The organism is Actinosynnema sp. NPDC004786, assembly GCF_053601135.1.
Genome location: NZ_JBSGBG010000013.1, coordinates 177173 through 192680 on the forward strand (window position 1 = coordinate 177173; position 15508 = coordinate 192680).

General features: G+C 74.2%; 15 protein-coding genes and 1 pseudogene. 7 read left to right on the forward strand and 9 right to left on the reverse strand.

What is annotated here, in order from left to right; all coding sequences use genetic code 11:
- Positions 1-200 precede the first annotated feature (200 nt).
- From rfbB to ACWEFJ_RS14530, 3 genes are read left to right on the forward strand one after another with little or no spacing between them, the layout of a single operon-like run.
- Positions 201-1193 carry a dTDP-glucose 4,6-dehydratase gene (gene rfbB / locus ACWEFJ_RS14520; protein ID WP_378088390.1) on the forward strand — a complete coding sequence of 331 codons (993 nt, stop codon included), beginning with the start codon at positions 201-203 and terminating at the stop codon, positions 1191-1193.
- A complete protein-coding gene (rfbD, locus tag ACWEFJ_RS14525) occupies positions 1193-2086 on the forward strand; it encodes a dTDP-4-dehydrorhamnose reductase (RefSeq protein ID WP_449713997.1) in 894 nt (297 codons plus the stop codon). Before rfbB ends, rfbD begins: the two co-directional genes overlap by 1 nt.
- 8 nt (positions 2087-2094) lie before the next feature.
- Positions 2095-2793 carry a hypothetical protein gene (locus ACWEFJ_RS14530; protein ID WP_449713998.1) on the forward strand — a complete coding sequence of 233 codons (699 nt, stop codon included), beginning with the start codon at positions 2095-2097 and terminating at the stop codon, positions 2791-2793.
- A gap of 49 nt (positions 2794-2842) precedes the next feature.
- Here ACWEFJ_RS14530 and ACWEFJ_RS14535 read toward each other — a convergent pair whose 3' ends face one another.
- The 7 genes and pseudogenes from ACWEFJ_RS14535 to ACWEFJ_RS14565 all read right to left on the reverse strand — a co-directional run bounded on the left by ACWEFJ_RS14535 (position 2843) and on the right by ACWEFJ_RS14565 (position 9275).
- Positions 2843-3283, reverse strand: a complete 441-nt coding sequence (locus ACWEFJ_RS14535) for an Imm1 family immunity protein (RefSeq protein WP_449713999.1) — start codon at positions 3281-3283, stop codon at positions 2843-2845.
- Positions 3284-3575: 292 nt separating this feature from the next.
- The gene (locus ACWEFJ_RS14540; RefSeq protein ID WP_378088382.1) at positions 3576-3926 is read right to left on the reverse strand and encodes an SdpI family protein; all 351 of its coding nucleotides are present in this window, start codon (positions 3924-3926) and stop codon (positions 3576-3578) included.
- Positions 3927-4004: 78 nt separating this feature from the next.
- Complete coding sequence (locus ACWEFJ_RS14545; protein WP_449714000.1) at positions 4005-5090, reverse strand: glycosyltransferase family 4 protein; 1086 nt, start codon at positions 5088-5090, stop codon at positions 4005-4007.
- A complete protein-coding gene (locus tag ACWEFJ_RS14550; RefSeq protein ID WP_449714001.1) occupies positions 5083-7575 on the reverse strand; it encodes a glycosyltransferase in 2493 nt (830 codons plus the stop codon). Before ACWEFJ_RS14550 ends, ACWEFJ_RS14545 begins: the two co-directional genes overlap by 8 nt.
- 47 nt (positions 7576-7622) lie before the next feature.
- Positions 7623-8102 (reverse strand): CU044_2847 family protein, encoded by a 480-nt coding sequence (locus ACWEFJ_RS14555; RefSeq protein WP_449714019.1) that lies wholly within the window; start codon positions 8100-8102, stop codon positions 7623-7625.
- Positions 8076-8972, reverse strand: a pseudogene (locus ACWEFJ_RS14560) (glycosyltransferase family 2 protein); the annotation flags it as partial. The pseudogene ACWEFJ_RS14560 and the gene ACWEFJ_RS14555, both read right to left, overlap by 27 nt.
- Before the next feature lie 72 nt (positions 8973-9044).
- Positions 9045-9275 carry a hypothetical protein gene (locus ACWEFJ_RS14565; protein ID WP_449714002.1) on the reverse strand — a complete coding sequence of 77 codons (231 nt, stop codon included), beginning with the start codon at positions 9273-9275 and terminating at the stop codon, positions 9045-9047.
- 128 nt (positions 9276-9403) lie between these two features.
- Here ACWEFJ_RS14565 and ACWEFJ_RS14570 point away from each other — a divergent pair, with 128 nt between their 5' ends.
- From ACWEFJ_RS14570 to ACWEFJ_RS14585, 4 genes are all read left to right on the forward strand, one after another.
- Entirely contained in the window at positions 9404-10156 is a 753-nt protein-coding gene (locus tag ACWEFJ_RS14570) for a GntR family transcriptional regulator (RefSeq protein WP_449714003.1), read from the forward strand.
- A 79-nt stretch (positions 10157-10235) separates the two neighbouring features.
- Positions 10236-11273: a glycosyltransferase family 4 protein gene (locus tag ACWEFJ_RS14575; protein WP_449714004.1), complete on the forward strand. Its 1038-nt coding sequence runs from the start codon at positions 10236-10238 to the stop codon at positions 11271-11273.
- 76 nt (positions 11274-11349) lie between these two features.
- Complete coding sequence (locus tag ACWEFJ_RS14580) at positions 11350-12477, forward strand: glycosyltransferase family 4 protein (protein ID WP_449714020.1); 1128 nt, start codon at positions 11350-11352, stop codon at positions 12475-12477.
- A 101-nt stretch (positions 12478-12578) separates the two neighbouring features.
- Entirely contained in the window at positions 12579-13430 is an 852-nt protein-coding gene (locus ACWEFJ_RS14585) for a glycosyltransferase family 2 protein (RefSeq protein WP_378092323.1), read from the forward strand.
- A gap of 39 nt (positions 13431-13469) precedes the next feature.
- Here ACWEFJ_RS14585 and ACWEFJ_RS14590 read toward each other — a convergent pair whose 3' ends face one another.
- Both ACWEFJ_RS14590 and ACWEFJ_RS14595 read right to left on the reverse strand, forming a co-directional pair.
- Positions 13470-14357 carry a DNA-3-methyladenine glycosylase family protein gene (locus ACWEFJ_RS14590; protein ID WP_449714005.1) on the reverse strand — a complete coding sequence of 296 codons (888 nt, stop codon included), beginning with the start codon at positions 14355-14357 and terminating at the stop codon, positions 13470-13472.
- 9 nt (positions 14358-14366) lie between these two features.
- The gene (locus ACWEFJ_RS14595) at positions 14367-15443 is read right to left on the reverse strand and encodes a sugar phosphate nucleotidyltransferase (RefSeq protein ID WP_449714006.1); all 1077 of its coding nucleotides are present in this window, start codon (positions 15441-15443) and stop codon (positions 14367-14369) included.
- Between the last annotated feature and the right edge of the window lie 65 nt (positions 15444-15508).

The window sequence follows — 15508 nt, forward strand, 5'->3', positions numbered from 1 at the left end:
CACCGGCTGTTCCGGGCGGACTGGAGTCCACTGCCTGCCTCCCCCGTGTGCTCAGGCGCCCCTGGTCGAGATTAGCCGTCAGGCGGCCGACCGCGCCGACACTCCTCTTATACGGGAGACGCTGTAACAACGAGGTGGGTTACACAGACGGGCCTCGTGACAGACTGCCGTGGGCAACACCGTCAGGGAGGGCGCTGAGCATGCGGGTACTGGTAACGGGAGGAGCCGGGTTCATCGGCTCGCACTACGTGCGGGAGCTGGTGGGCGGCGCGTACCCGGCCTACGCCGACGCCGAGGTGGTGGTGCTGGACAAGCTCACCTACGCCGGCAACGAGGCGAACCTCGCGCCGGTGGCGGACGACCCCCGGCTGACCTTCGTCCGGGGCGACATCTGCGACCGCGAGCTGGTCGCCGACGTGATGCGCCGGGTGGACGTGGTGGTGCACTTCGCCGCCGAGTCGCATGTGGACCGTTCGATCTCCGGGTCGGCCGACTTCGTGCTGACCAACGTGCTGGGCACCCAGGTGCTGCTCCAGGGCGCGCTGGAGGCCGGGGTGGCCAAGTTCGTGCACGTGTCCACCGACGAGGTGTACGGCTCGATCGACGAGGGCTCGTGGACCGAGGACCACGTCCTGGAGCCGAACTCGCCGTACTCGGCGTCCAAGGCGTCCTCGGACCTGCTGGCGCGGTCGTTCTTCCGCACGCACGGGTTGCCGGTGTCCATCACCCGGTGCTCGAACAACTACGGTCCGTACCAGTTCCCGGAGAAGGTCATACCGCTGTTCGTCACCAACCTGGTGGACGGGAAGAAGGTGCCGCTGTACGGCGACGGGCTCAACGTCCGCGACTGGCTGCACGTGGACGACCACTGCCGGGGCATCCAGCTCGTGCTGGAGGGCGGTCGCGGCGGGGAGATCTACAACATCGGCGGCGGCACCGAGCTGACCAACCGGGAGCTGACCGAGCGCCTGCTCGCGGCCACCGGGCGTGACTGGGAGTCGTCCGTGGAACCCGTCACGGACCGCAAGGGGCACGACCGCCGCTACTCGGTGGACATCACCAAGATCAGCACCGAGCTGGGGTACGCGCCGCGCGTCGACTTCGACGAGGGCCTGGCCGCCACCGTCCGGTGGTACCGGGACAACCGGGCCTGGTGGGAGCCGCTCAAGCAGCGCGCGGCCCTGGCCGGCTGATGGCCCTCGCACTCCTGGTGCCCGGCGGCCGCGGCCAGCTCGGGCAGGACGTGGTGGCGGCGACGCCCGGTGACGGGTTGGTGCACGCGCCGTCGTCGGCGGAGCTGGACCTGACCGACGCGGCGGTGGTGGCGGACGCGGTGGCCGTGTTCGCGGCGAGCGCGCGTGACGCGGGGCTGCGGCCGGTGGTCGTGAACGCGGCCGCGTACACGGCGGTGGACGCCGCGGAGACCGACGCCGACCGGGCGTTCGAGGTCAACGCGGTCGGGCCGGGCCACCTGGCGGCGAGCTGCCACGAGCACGACGTGCCGCTGCTGCACGTGTCGACCGACTACGTCTTCCCCGGCGACGGCGACCGGCCGTACGAGCCGACCGACCCGACCGGCCCGCGGTCGGTCTACGGGCGGACCAAGCTCGCCGGCGAGGAACGCGTGCTGTCCACCGCCGCCCGCGCGTGGGTGGTCCGCACGGCGTGGGTCTACGGCGAGCACGGCGGCAACTTCGTGAAGACCATGGCGCGCCTGGCGGCCGCCAACGACACGCTGTCCGTTGTGGACGACCAGGTCGGCTCGCCGACGTGGTCGCTCGACCTGGCGCACGGCCTGGTGGAGCTGGCGGCCGCGGTGGCCTCGGGCGGCACGCCGCCGCGGGTGCTGCACGCGACCGGCGGCGGCGAGACCACGTGGTGCGGTTTCGCCCGCGCGATCTTCGCGGAGCTGGGCCTGGACCCCGAACGGGTCCGCCCGTGCGGCACGGCCGACTTCCCGCGCCCCGCGCCGCGCCCGGCGTACTCGGTGCTGTCCGGCCGGGCGTGGGCGGACGCCGGGCTGACGCCGCTGCGGCACTGGCGGGAGGCGTTGCGGGCGGCGGTCGCCGCGGGAGCCGTGCCCTGAGCGGGGCGGTGCGCGCGGTCACCCTCGCGTCGCGGCCGGACCTGGCCGAGGCGGTGTACGCGATCCCCTACCCGGCCGACTCGCCGCGGTTCATGCGGGGCGACCTGGCGTCCCTGCTCGTGCGGGGACGTCGGGTCGCCGAGCGGTGGCCGCACCTCGTGGTGGCGCTGCTGGACGGCGAGCGGCCCGTCGCGCGCGGGATCATGGTCGGCTTCACGGCGGCCCGCGACGCGCGGCCCCGGTTCCCCGACGGCGGGTGGGACGAGGTCGCGGTGTGGGCGGCCGAGGACGCCATGGACGGTTCCGAGCCCGACACCGCGTGCGCGTTGGAGATCGCGGTGCACCCCGAGTGCCACGGGCGGGGGCTGTCGGGGGAGGTGCTGGCCGCGATGCGGTCGGCCGTGGCGGCGGCCGGGTTGACGTCGTTGCTGGTGCCGTTGCGGCCGCCGGACAAGGCGGCCGAGCCGGGGACGCCGATGGACGTGTACGCGGCGCGTACCCGGGCGGACGGCCTGCCCGCCGACCGGTGGCTGCGCACCCACGTGCGGGCCGGCGGCCGGGTCGAGGGCATCGCGTGGTGCTCGTCCACCGTGCAGGCGACGTTGGCCCGGTGGCGCGCGTGGACCGGGCTGCCGTTCGACCGCGACGGCCGGTGGTCGTGCCCGGTGCGCTGGCCCCGGTGCACGTGGCGGCGTCACAGAACGTAGCCGTGTACGTGGAGCCGAACGTCTGGGTGTCGCACGCCGTGCCGACGCGCTAGGTGGGCTGCCAGGTGACGTTGCCGGGGCGTTCGCCGGTGGCCAGGAACTCCTTCAGCGCGGCCGCGAGGACTGCCACCGGGACGCCGGCGCCGGCCGGGTAGTCGACGTACTCGGAGCGGTACCCGGGGGAGTCCGGGTCGCCCGCCAGGGTCGAGTAGTCGTGGTCCGGGTCGGCGTGGGTCAGGTAGCCGTACCCCTGGTGGACGGCGGCGGCGACGTCGTGGTCGGGGATCCTGGTGGCCCCCGGCGCGCCCAGCAGGCCCTCGGTGTCGGTGATCAGCTCGCGGTCCTGGTGCTCGATCACGGCGGGGCCCGCGCCGGGCTCGGCGAGCCGGCGCAGGAGGGCGTCCACGTCCTCCGGCGCGTCGACGGTCATCTCGTCGGCGGCCTCGACGCCGCGCGCGTCGGTGGTCGGCCACACAGCCGTGAAGCTCATGGCCGGCATCATCGCAGTGGACGCGGTGCGTGACCACCCGAGGGGGTGGTTGGGCCGTTGGGGTGGAGTCGGTTTATCGCACTGGTTTTGCGATCGCACCGTGCGAGAACCTTTCCGCCATGTCCGCGATCGGGCGATCCCCTGAAGCTGCCGCCACCCGCCTCGAAGGCGAGCGGCAGCGGTTCTTGCGTCGCGTCTGTGCCGTGACGGGATCACGGCAGATCTCGTGGAGCGTCCTCAAGCCCGTCCGGTCCGACCGGCAACCCGGGCACTCCTGACCGCCGGCGGCGGATCAGCGCTCCCGGTCCGCCACCGCCCGCGCGGCGCTCGTGCCCCGCAGCACACCGACGATCATCGGCGGCACCATGCCGACCGACGTGACGACGACGGTGGCGAGCAGGGCGCCGTCGCCCGGCATGAACCACGCCACGGCCGCGCCGAGGACGCCGATGACCCCGCCGACGACCGTCGGCGCGCCCGCCGCCTTGTTGGCGACCCGGAACGCCGTCTCGCTGCGCATCGTGGACGGCGTGCGCAGCCCGGCGAACCGGTTGCGGGGCAATCGTTCGGTGAGGCCGAGGTAACCGGTGACGGCGACGACCAGGCCGCCGAACCCGAGCGCGAGCGACACGAGGAGTTCCACCTCCCCATTGTCCGGATCACCGGGCCATGTGCCACGGCGAGTGCCTGCGGGGCGTCGCGCGGTCCGCCTCGGTACCCGTCACCGCCGCGCGGCGCGCCGGTAGGCCGACAGCGTCGCCTCCGCGGTCCGCCGCCACGTGAACCCGGCCGCGTGCGTCCGCCGCGCCACCTGGTCGGCGGGCGTGGGCGGGGTTTCCACGGCCTGGGCCATGGCCGAGGCCAACGCCTCCACGTCACCGACCGGCACGTGCGTCGCGTAGCCGCCGGCGACCTCGCGCAACGCGGGCACGTCGGTGCACACCACGGGCACGTTGCACGCCAGCGCCTCCAGCACCGGCAGCCCGAACCCCTCGTCGCGCGACGGCATCACCAACGCCGCCGCACCCGCCACCACGCTGCGCAGGTCCACGTCGTTGAGGTACCCGGTCCGCAGCACGCGGTCGTCCGAGCCGGCCGTGTGCGGCCCCGCCAGCACCAGCGGCGGCAGGGAGGGGCGCGCGGCGTGGGCGGTCAGCAACGTGCCCAGGCCCTTGCGCGGCCCGCCCGCGCCGACGAACAGCAGGTACTCCGAGGGCAGGCCCAACCGGGCGCGCAGGGCCGGCGACGGCGGGCGGGCGGCGAACCAGGCCGGGTCCACGCCCAGCGGCGTCACGACGATCTTCGACTCCGGCACGCCGAGCCGTTCCACCACCACCTCGGCCACGGCGCGCGTCGGCGTGCACACGACGTCCGCCCGCGTGGCCGACTGCCGCACCAGCTCGGGCAGCCGCCGGTCGGACGGCGGCAGGTCGCCGGGCGCGTCCAGGAACGCCAGGTCGTGGATGGTGGTCACGCCACCGGCACGCAGCGCGGGCGGCAGGACGAAGTTGGTCGCGTGCATGACGTCGGTGATCCCGGCCAGGGACTCCACCGGCGGGAACGGCACGCGCAACCAGAACTGCCGCAGCAGCCGCGCCGACACCGGCAGCCCGCGCGCCACCACGTCGTGCGGCAGCACGGTCCGCAACGCGCGCCAGCCGCGCAACGTGAACGCCACCGCGCGCACGTCCACCTCGTCCAGCATCGACGCCAGCTCCTCGGCCAGCGCCGCGGTGTACCGGCCGATGCCGGTCCGCTGCCCGAGCAGGGGGGTGCCGTCGATCAGCACCCGCAACGGCCTAGCCACGGCCGCGCAACTTCTTCAGCACCCGGCCGGTCGCCCGCCGGGCCACCTCGCCCGCACCGCCGGCGTTGAGGTACTCCTGGACCAGCCGCACGTCCCGCAGCACCTTCTCCCGCCGCCCGAGCGGCCGGTTCGGCACCAGCGACGACGCGCCCGGCAGGCGGTCGGCCGCCGGGCGCGGGTTGCGGCAGAACGCGGTGAGCGGCGCGAGCACGTTCTCCCAGGTGAACCGCTCCCGCACGGCGTCGATGCGCGCCACGCACCCGGCCGCGAACTCCGAGTCGTACAGCACCTTCTCCAACGCGTCGGCGAGCGCGTCCGGGTCCTCCGACGGCACCACGACGCCCAGCCCCTCGCGCCGCACGAGGTCGGCGAACGAGTCGCCGTCGGTGGTCACGATCGGCAGCCCGGCCCACAGGTAGTCCAGCACCCTGGTCCGGAACGCGAAGGTCGTCTCCACGTGCTCGTAGTGCGTGGTCACGCCCGCGTCCGCGTCGAGCAGCCAGTTCTGCCGGTCGTGGTAGGGCACCCAGGTCTCGTTGAAGAACACGTGCTCGCCGACGAGGTCCAGCCGCTCGGCCAGCGCGCGGGTCCGCCCGGCGATGTCCATGTCCGGCACCTCGGGGTTCGGGTGCTTCATGCCCAGGAACACCAGCCGCACGTCCGACCGCCGCGACCGCAGCCGGTCCACCGCGTGCAGCAGGGTCAGCGGGTCGAACCAGCTGTAGACGCCGCCCGCCCACAGCACGACCCGGTCCGACTCGTCGATGCCCAGCGTCGAGCGCAGCCCCGGCCCGGTGCGCTGCGGCGGCTTGCCCGGCAGCCCGAACGGCGCTTCGGCCAGCAGCGAGCGCACGGTCGGGTCGTTGTCGTACAGCGACGGCGTGAGGCGGCCGATCGCGGTGAGGTGGCCGAGCCAGAAGTGCCGCTGCCGCTCGGAGGCGCACAGGAAGAAGTCGCCGCGCCGGAGCTGGTTGTCGATGATCCGGGTGACGCCGACGAGGTCCAGCTCGCGCTGCTCGTCGGTGGAGTCCTTGCCCTGCTCCAGCAGCTCCAGGTGCATGGGGTCGTAGATGTCGCAGACGACGATCTTGGTGTTGCCGGGCTCCTTGAGGAAGCCCAGGTTCTCCAGCACGTGCCCCTGGAGCACGATGACGTCGGCCCACTTCGCGTGCTCGACCAGCTCGCGCGGCGCGGCGCGGCCCACCGGGAACGACGCGTCGGGCGGCTCGCACCGGGCGTTGGTCGTGACCAGCCGGACGTCGTGCTCGCCGGACAGCACGTCGGCCATGTGCCACGCCCGGATCGCGGGGCCCGCCATCCGGTCGGAGATCGCGTCGCCGGTGACGACCAGCACCCGGCGCGGCCGGCCGAACACCTCCTCCAGCCCGAACACCTCGACCAGCACGTCGTGCGCGGCCAGGTAGCGGGGCAGCGGGTAGGCGGGCTCCAGGGCCTTGCGCATCAGCGGCACCAGGTCGGCGTCGGTCACCCGGCGCGCGGCCTGCTCGGCCCGGCGCGACTCGGCCAGCGACGGCAGCAGCTCCACGAACCGGTCGACGGCGAGGAACCCGGCCAGCGCCTGCCGCGGCACGGGCACGGGGGCGCGGTCGTCGGCGGGGTCGGCCGGGCGGCGGGTGATCTCCAGCTGGGTGGCGTCCAGCTCGCCGCGGGCGGTGGCGCGGCGGACGACCAGGGCCAGGGCCGCGGGCAGCACCTTGGCCAGGGTCTCGTCGGAGAAGTTCTTGTAGAGCGCGGCGAGGGCGTTGCGCTCCAACAGGTACAGCTCGCGACTGGTGTCCACGGTGGACATCGACGCGTGGTGCCGGTGGTAGGTCAGCGAGGTCGGCACGTACCGGACGCGCCAGCCGCGCAGGTTCATCCGCCAGCCGAGGTCGACGTCCTCGTAGAACATGAAGAAGCGCTCGTCGAACCCGCCCAGCTCGCGGAACACCGAGGTCCGCGCCACGAGCGCCGAGCCGGTGCCGAACAGCACGTCGCGCGGCGCGTCGTGGGAGCCGTCGTCCGGCTCGCCCGCGTGCCGCTTGTAGCCCATGCCGAACCAGGTGAGGCCGCCGTCGACGAAGTCGATCGCGCGGCCGTCCCAGTCCAGCACCTTGCTCGCGACCGCGCCGACGGTCGGCTCCGCCCGCAGCACGCGCACGGCCTCGCGCAGCCACCGCGGGTGCGGGCGGGCGTCGTTGTTGAGGAACGCGACCACCGACCCGCGCGCGCTGCGCACGCCCAGGTTGCAGCCGCCCGCGAACCCCAGGTTGGTCGGCGCTTCGACCACCTCCGCGTTCGGCGCGGCGGCCCTGATGCGGTCGGCGCTGCCGTCCCCCGAGGCGTTGTCGACCACGATGACCTGGAGTTTTTCCGCCGGGTAGTCGAGGTCGCCGAACAACGCGCGCAGGCAGGTGGTGGTGTCGTCGGCGCCGCGGTAGTTGACCACGACCACCGAGACGTCAGGCAGGGTCCCTTGCTCCACGGGCTAACTCTGCCTCATCACGCTCCGCAGCGTGCGGTCACCGTGCCCTACGCCCCGGCGTCGGGGTCCCGGTCGGGCTTCGACTCCTCGTCCTCCGGCGGCGGACCGGCGGGCAGGCTCTCCCGGTGCCACTCCACGGTGATCTTGACGTGCGCCTCGGCGGAGGACTTGGCGATGGCCAGCGCCGCGCTGGAGCTGACCTTGAGGCCGATCTCCACGGCCACCTTGTCCGGTCGCGGCGACGGCATGCTGCCGATCTTCGCGGCCACCGACCGGGCCACCTTCTTGGCCCGCTCGATGCCGTTCTCCAACGTCTCCTCGGCGCGTTCCACCGGGTTCCAGCGGCCCGCGCGCACCGGGCCGTCGTACTCCTCGTCCAGCTCGAACGGCACCAGCTCGCCGTCCTCCGTGCGCACCTCGACGTACTCGGCCACCGTGCTCCTCTCCTCGACGCCACTCGCCTCGGACCGGCGCCCGCCCGACCACCCGGCGCCGCCCTGCCGGCCCGCCCACTCCCGCCACACCACGCGCCGGTCCACTGTCGCACGTCGGCCGATCCGCCACCGCTGGATCGCCGTGATCGGCAGCCTCAGCAGCACCTCCAGCAGCACCCGCAGGCGCAGCGGCACGTGGAAGTTGGCCGCGTCGGGCCGGGTGCGCCGGACCGGCAGCAGGGCCGTGATCGCCGCGAACCTGGCCAGCTCGCGCAGGGCGGTGCGCGCCGGCGCGCACCGCAGGAGCGTCAGCAGCCGGTTGCGCTCGTTCCAGCGGTGGAACGGGCGGGAGCCGGGTTCGGTGCTCGCGCCGTGCCGGTGGTGGACGCGGGCCTCGCCGACCGACAGCACCCGGTGGCCCGCCAGCCGCAACCGCCACGCCGTGTCGGTGTCCTCGTAGTAGCAGAAGAACGCCGCCGGCACGCCACCCGCGCGGACCAGCGCCTCCCGCCGCAGCAGGGCCGCGCCGCCGCAGAAGCCGAACACCTCGCGCCCGGCCGTCACCAGGTCCGCCCCGTGCCCGTCCGCGGTGAGCCGGACCCCGACCGACTGCGTCGAGCCGTCGGCCAGCAGCAGGGTCGCGGACGCGGCGGCCGCGTCGGGCGTGGCGTCGAGGGCGTCCTCCAAGGCCGCCAGCCAGCCGTCCTCCGGCGTCGCGTCGTCGTTGAGCCAGGCCACGTACTCCGTGGTGATCCCCGGCAACGCCGCCGCCAGACCGCCCGCGTAACCGCGGTTGACGGGCAGGCGCAGCACCTCCGGGCGGCTCGGGTGCGCCGCGACCAGCCCGGCCGTGCCGTCGTCGGAGGCGTTGTCCAGCACGAGCGTCCGATGTGGACGCTGCCGGGCGAGGGCGTCGAGGCAGGCCGTGACGTGCTCCCGGCCGCGCCACGTCACCACGACCACCGTCGTGCGGGGGTTCGACACGGCGTGAGACGGTACGCCACGTGCCCGACCTCGGGGGGGTCGACCTGCCGGCTAGCTGACGTTGATCCCGCCGGTCGCCCGCCGCAGCTCCGGGATCCGCTCACCGGGGAGCCGGTGGAGCTTCTCCGCCGCGTCCCGTGTCAGCGCGAGCGTGGCGACCCTGTCGAAGCTGACTTCGTAGTCGCCATCGGCAGTGACCGACTCGATGAAATCCGCCTCGCCGGACACCCTGTAGTAGACCGAGTGCTCGACCGGGTCGGACTTGCCGGGCTGCATCGCCATGTGTGGACAACTCTCCTCTGCGTTGTTGTTCCGCTGCTCCACCCGGAGCAGGGCTATCTAGATAGGTGATCAGCGCTGAAGTTGCACACATGACCCAAGGCTGTCTAGATAGGTTCTACGATGGGGTGATGGTGCAGATGAGGCCGTGGGTCGAGATCGCCGAGGAACTCCGGAGGGAGATCGACCGGGGCGTCTACGGCCCCGGTGAGCGACTGCCCTCCGGTAGCGAGCTGATGAGCCGCTTCGGCGTCGCACGGCAGACCGTGCAGAACGCGATCGACCAACTCCGCGCCGAAGGATTGGTGCTGAGCGTGGCGGGCAGGGGTTGGTTCGTCTCGGAGCGGAAGCCGATCGTTCGGCTCGCTCGCAACCGCCTGAGCAAGGCAGAACGGACCGCGGGCCGCGGAACGTTCATGTCGGACGCCGCGGCGGGGAAGTGGAAGCCCGCGGTCACGGTGAAGATCCGGCGCGGGCAGGCGCCCGAAGACGTCTGCTCCTACCTCGGGCTGGACCCGGGAGGGGAGCGCGAGGTGGTCGTGCGGGACCGGGTCATGCGCGCCGACGGCGAGGTGGTGCAGCTCGCCGTGTCCTACCTCCCTGTCGACGTCGCCGCCGGCACCCGGCTCGAAGAGGCCGACACCGGACCGGGCGGGGCTTACGCGCGACTGGAGGAGATGGGCTTCGAGCTGACGCACTTTACCGAGGTGGTGTCGGCACGCTCACCGCGACCGCGAGAGGCGGAGCTGTTGCAGATCCCGTTCGGCTTCCCCGTGATCCAGGTGATCCGGGTGGCGTTCGCGGGCGACCGCGCGGTGGAGGTCAACCACATCACCATGAGCAGCGAGCGCTACCAGCTGGTGTACCAGATCGACGCCGACTGACGCGGGTTGTCGAGGCGAGCCTCGCGTGGGTCGGCACGTCAGGCGCACCGGTTGGAACCGGCGTGAGACGGTACGCCACGTGCCCGACCTCGTTGTGCTGACCGAGCAGTTGCTGGCGCCGGTGCCGGGTGGCACCGGCCGGTACACCCGTGAGCTGGCCGCCGCGCTCGCCGCCACCGCGCCCGACGGGTGGACCGTGACCGGGGCCGTGAGCAGGCACGCGGACGTGTCGGCGGCCGTGGTGCCCGGTGTGCGGGGGCCGCGGGTGCTGCCGTTGCCCCGGCGCGCGTTGGTCGCCGCCTGGGAACGGGGTGTGCCGTACCGGCCGGGAGGCGACTCGGTGCACGCGTTCACGCCCTTCGCGCCGCCGCGCGGCCGGGTGGTGGTGACCGTGCACGACACCGTGCCGTGGACCCACCCGGAGACCTTGACGCCCCGGGGCGTGGCGTGGCACCGGCGCGCGATCGGCCGCGCGGTGGCGCGGGCCGGCGCGATCGTCGTGCCCACGGCCGCGGTCGCCGAGGAGCTGCGCCGGCACGCGCCCGGACCCGCGCCGGTCCACGTGGTGGGCAACGGCGTCACCGCGTTCCCGGCGGAGGAGCCGGTGGACGTGCCGCCCCGGTACGTGCTCGCGATCGGCACCGTGGAGCCCCGCAAGGGGTTCGACCTGCTGGCGTCCGCGACCGCCGAGCTGGACGTGCCGCTGGTCGTGGTCGGCCCGCCCGGCTGGGGCGGGGTGGACCTGCGCGCCCCGCACGTCCACCTCCTGGGCAGGCTGAGCGACGCGCAATTGGCGTTCGTCCTGCGGCGGGCCGCGGTGCTGGCCGCGCCGAGCCTGGCCGAGGGCTTCGGGCTGCCGGTGGTGGAGGCGATGGCGGCCGGGGTGCCGGTGGTGCACTCCGACGCGCCCGCGCTGGTCGAGGTGGCGGGCGGGGCGGGGGTGACCGCGGCGCGGGGCGATCGTGCGGCGCTCGTCACAGCCCTGCGGTCGGTGCTGGCCGACGCGGACCTCCGCGACCGGCTGATCACCGCCGGTCGCCGTCGAGCCGAGGCTTTCACCTGGGAAAACGCCGCGCGGTCGGTGTGGCGCGTCCACCTCGGTCTGTTTCGTCCTTGAACCGTTTGCGCCATTCCCGGTCAACCTGTGGGCCGTCCGCCGTACCCTTCACCGCGTGTCACCCGCCGAACCCAGCGTGCTGATCGACGCCACCGCCGTGCCGACCGACCGGGGTGGCGTCGGGCGGTACGTGGACTCCCTGGTGGCGGCGCTGGACGCGGACGGCGCACGGCTCAGCGTGGTGTGCCAACCCCGTGACGCCGCGCTCTACGCGTCGCTGGCCCCCCGGTCGCGGGTCGTCCCGGCGGCCGAGGCGGTGGCGACCCGGACCGCGCGGTTGACGTGGGAGCAGACCACCCTGCCGCGGCTGGCGAACCGGCTCGGCGTGGCGGTCGTGCACTCGCCGCACTACACCGTGCCGCTGGCCAACCGCGCGGCGTCGGTGGTGACGTTGCACGACGCGACCTTCTTCACCGACGCGGTGCTGCACTCGTCGGTCAAGGCGCGCTTCTTCCGGGCCTGGACCAGGGCCTCGCTGCGGCGGGCGTCGCTGTGCATCGTGCCGTCCCGGGCGACCGCCGACGAGCTGGCCCGGGTCGCCGGCGCGGACCGGCGGCTGCTGCACATCGCCCAGCACGGCGTGGAGACGGAGCGGTTCCACCCGCCGAAGCCGGAGGAAGTGGCCGAGGTCCGGCGGATGCTCTCGCTGGGGGACACGCCGTACGTGGCGTTCCTGGGCGCGTTGGAGCCGCGCAAGAACGTCCCGGCGCTCATCCGCGGGTTCGCGCAGGCGTGCCGCGACCGGCGCGACCCGCCCGCGCTCGTGCTCGCGGGCCAACCCGGCTGGGACAGCCAGGTGGAACGGGCGCTGGACGCCGTGCCGCACCGGTTGCGCGTGATCCGGGCGGGCTACCTGCCGTTCCCGTCGCTGGCCGGGTTCCTCGGGGGCGCGGAGCTGGTGGCCTACCCGTCGCTGGGCGAGGGGTTCGGGCTGCCCGTGCTGGAGGCGATGGCGTGCGGCGCGCCCGTGCTGACGACGCGGCGGCTGAGCCTGCCCGAGGTGGGCGGCGACGCGGTGGCGTACTGCGGGGTCGGCGCGGGGGACATCGCGGCGGCCCTGTCCGAGCTGCTGGACGACCCGGCGCGGCGCGCCGAGCTGGCGTCGGCGGCGGTCGTGCGGGCCAAGGACTTCTCCTGGGCCACGTCGGCGGCCCGGCACCGGCTGGCCTACGAGCGCGCCGCGCGCTCGCACCGGCGGCGTTGACCCCGACGCACCGCGCTCGCACCGGCGGCCGTTGACGCCCACTCGCCGCGCTCCCACCGGCGCGTTAACGCCCACGCGCCGTCACCACTAGGGTGGCCGGCGTGACGCGTTACGGAGACGAGCTGGCGGTGGTGACCGTCACCTACTCGCCCGGCGAGACCCTGGACACCTTCCTGTCCACGTTGGCGGAGGCCACCACCCGACCGGTGTCGGTGGTGCTGGCGGACAACGGGTCCACCGACGGCGTGCCGGAACGCGCCGCCGCCGAGCACCCGCACGTCACGTTCCTGCCGACCGGGGGCAACCTCGGCTACGGCGCGGGCGCGAACCGCGGCGTCGCGTCGCTGCCGGAGTCGGTCGGGTGGGTCGTGGTGGCGAACCCGGACCTGTCCTGGGGCGTGGGCAGCCTGGACGTGCTGCTGGAGGCGGCGAAGCGGTGGCCGCGCGGCGGCGCGTTCGGGCCGCTGATCCGGGAGCCGTCCGGCGCGGTGTACCCGTCGGCCCGGCTGCTCCCGTCGCTGGGGCGCGGGCTGGGGCACGCGGTGTTCACCCACGTCTGGCCGTCCAACCCGTGGTCGCGGGACTACCGGCAGGCCGCCGCCGCGCCGCGCGAGCGCACCGCCGAGTGGCTGTCCGGGTCGTGCCTGCTGCTGCGCCGCGAGGCGTTCGACTCGGTCGACGGCTTCGACCCCCGGTACTTCATGTACTTCGAGGACGTCGACTTGGGCGACCGCCTCGGCCGCGCCGGCTGGCTGAACGTGTACGTGCCGGACGCGGAGGTCGTGCACATCGGCGGCCACTCCACCCAGCGCGCGTCCAAGCGCATGCTCGCCGCCCACCACTCCAGCGCCTACCGCTACCTGGCCGACCGCCACCGCGGCCCTCAGTGGGCACCGCTCCGCCTGGCCGTGCGCGCCGGGCTGTCGCTGCGCCTGCGACTGCTGACCCGCTGATCGCGGTCCACCCCCGGCCGTCGCGGTGGATGACGGCGGTCACATGGCGCGGTAGTCGCGGGGGGAGAAGCGGGGGCCCCGGCGGGGTTTGGTGACGCCCGACGCGAGGACGTAGCGGACGGCGCGGTGGCGTTGTGGTGCGTACGGTGCCAGGACTTCGGCCATGCCGTCGTCGTCCAGCGGGCCTCCGGCCAGTGCCCAGCCGACGATGCCGGACAGGTGGTAGTCGCCGAAGCTGACCGCGTCGGGGTCGCCCCAGGCCCGCTGCGCGACCTCGGCCGCCGTCCAGACGCCCACGCCGGGCACCTTGCACAGCAGGTCACGGCCCTCCCGGCCGCCCAGTTCGGCCGCGCGCTCCAACCGGTGCGCGACCTGCGCCGCCGCGATGATCGCCCGTCGCCGGCCGCCGTCGACGCCGGCCCGGTGCCACTCCCAGTCCGTGATGCCCAGGACCGCGCGGGGCGTCGGGGGCACGTGCAGGCCGGGCGCGCCGGGGGCGGGCGTGCCGAACCTGCGGGTCAGCTCGCGGTAGGACCGGAACGCCTCGACGCCGGTCACCTTCTGCTCCAGGATCGCGGGCAGCAGGGCGTCCCAGACGCGGCCCGTCGCGCCGAGCCGCAGGCCCGGCCGCCGTCGCCGCACCTCCGCGACCAGCGGGTGGTGGCACTCGAACGCCGAGTCGTCGTCGGCCGCGCCGAGCAGCGCCGGCAGGCCGTCGAGCAGCCAGTCCGCGCCGTCGCCCCAGGCGGTGGCCTCCACCACGTCCGTGCGGCGGACGTGCAGCGTGCCCGGCCCGGCCGGGGTGTTGGCGGCCAGCCACACCCCGTCGTCGGCGCGGAACGTCGGGTCGCCCGGACCCCGCCGCAACGGCAGCAGCAGCGCGGCGAGGTCCAGCGGGAACGTCGGCGTCCAGGTCCTAGTCGGCATCGGTGGCCGTCACACGTCGGCGGAGAACCGCACACCGCCCTCCGGGAGGACGACGCCCGGCCACACGCGTGCGCCGTTGATCAGCTCGCAGCCCGCGCCGATGACCGCGTTGTCGCCGATCACCGCGTCGGACACCACGGCGCCGGCCTGGACCAGCGAGTTCGCGCCGAGCACGCTGCGCTCCACGCGCGCGCCCTCGCCGACGACCGCGCCGTCGAACAGCACCGAGCCGTCGACCACCGCGCCGGCGGCGACCGTGCAGCCGCGGCCGACCGTCGTGCCGCCCTTCACCACCGCGCTCTCGTCCACCGCGGCGCCGTCGAGGATGACCGCGTCACCCTGCGACGTGAGGGCGTCGGTCGGCGCGATCCCGCGCACCAGGTCCGCCGAACCCTGCACGAACGCGGCCGGCGTGCCCAGGTCGAGCCAGTACGACGCGTCGACGTGCCCCTGGACGCGGGCGCCGGCGGCCAGCAGGCCGGGGAACGTCTCCCGCTCCACCGACACCGGCCGACCCGCCGGGATGCCGTCGATCACCTCGCGGCGGAAGACGTAGCAACCCGCGTTGATCTGGTTCGTCGGCGGGTTGTCGGTCTTCTCCAGGAACGCCGTGACGCGGCCGTCGGCGTCCGTGGGCACGCAGCCGAACCGGCGCGGGTCGTCCACCTGCACCAGGTGCAGCGTCACGTCGGCCTCGGCGCGGCGGTGCGTCTCGACGACGGCCCGCAGGTCGACGCCCGACAGGATGTCGCCGTTGAACACCACGACGTCGGGTTCGCGCAGCTTGTGGGCGACGTTGCGGATCGCGCCCGCCGTGTCCAGGGGCACGTCCTCGACCACGTACTCCAGCTCCAGGCCGAGCGCCGCGCCGTCGCCGAAGTGCTCCTGGAAGACCTCGGCCTTGTAGGACGTGCCGAGGACGACGTGGGTGATGCCGACCGCCCGGATCCGGGACAGCAGGTGGGTGAGGAACGGCACCCCGGCGGTGGGCAACATCGGCTTGGGGGCGGACAGTGTCAGCGGCCGCAGCCGGGTTCCCTTGCCCCCGACCAGAACCACTGCCTCCGCGCCGTGCAGCTCCGACATGCCGTTTTTCCTCCCGCGCTTACTTCCACCCGTGGTTTGCGAATACTCTGGCACGAGCACTCCGG

Excerpts from the sequence above, each read along its gene's own strand:
- rfbB (WP_378088390.1), top strand. The coding sequence starts at position 201 with ATGCGGGTACTGGTAACGGGAGGAGCCGGGTTCATCGGCTCGCACTAC.
- rfbD (WP_449713997.1), top strand. The coding sequence starts at position 1,193 with ATGGCCCTCGCACTCCTGGTGCCCGGCGGCCGCGGCCAGCTCGGGCAG.
- ACWEFJ_RS14535 (WP_449713999.1), bottom strand. The coding sequence starts at position 3,283 with ATGAGCTTCACGGCTGTGTGGCCGACCACCGACGCGCGCGGCGTCGAG.
- ACWEFJ_RS14565 (WP_449714002.1), bottom strand. The coding sequence starts at position 9,275 with ATGGCGATGCAGCCCGGCAAGTCCGACCCGGTCGAGCACTCGGTCTAC.
- ACWEFJ_RS14570 (WP_449714003.1), top strand. The coding sequence starts at position 9,404 with ATGGTGCAGATGAGGCCGTGGGTCGAGATCGCCGAGGAACTCCGGAGG.
- ACWEFJ_RS14590 (WP_449714005.1), bottom strand. The coding sequence starts at position 14,357 with ATGCCGACTAGGACCTGGACGCCGACGTTCCCGCTGGACCTCGCCGCG.
- ACWEFJ_RS14595 (WP_449714006.1), bottom strand. The coding sequence starts at position 15,443 with ATGTCGGAGCTGCACGGCGCGGAGGCAGTGGTTCTGGTCGGGGGCAAG.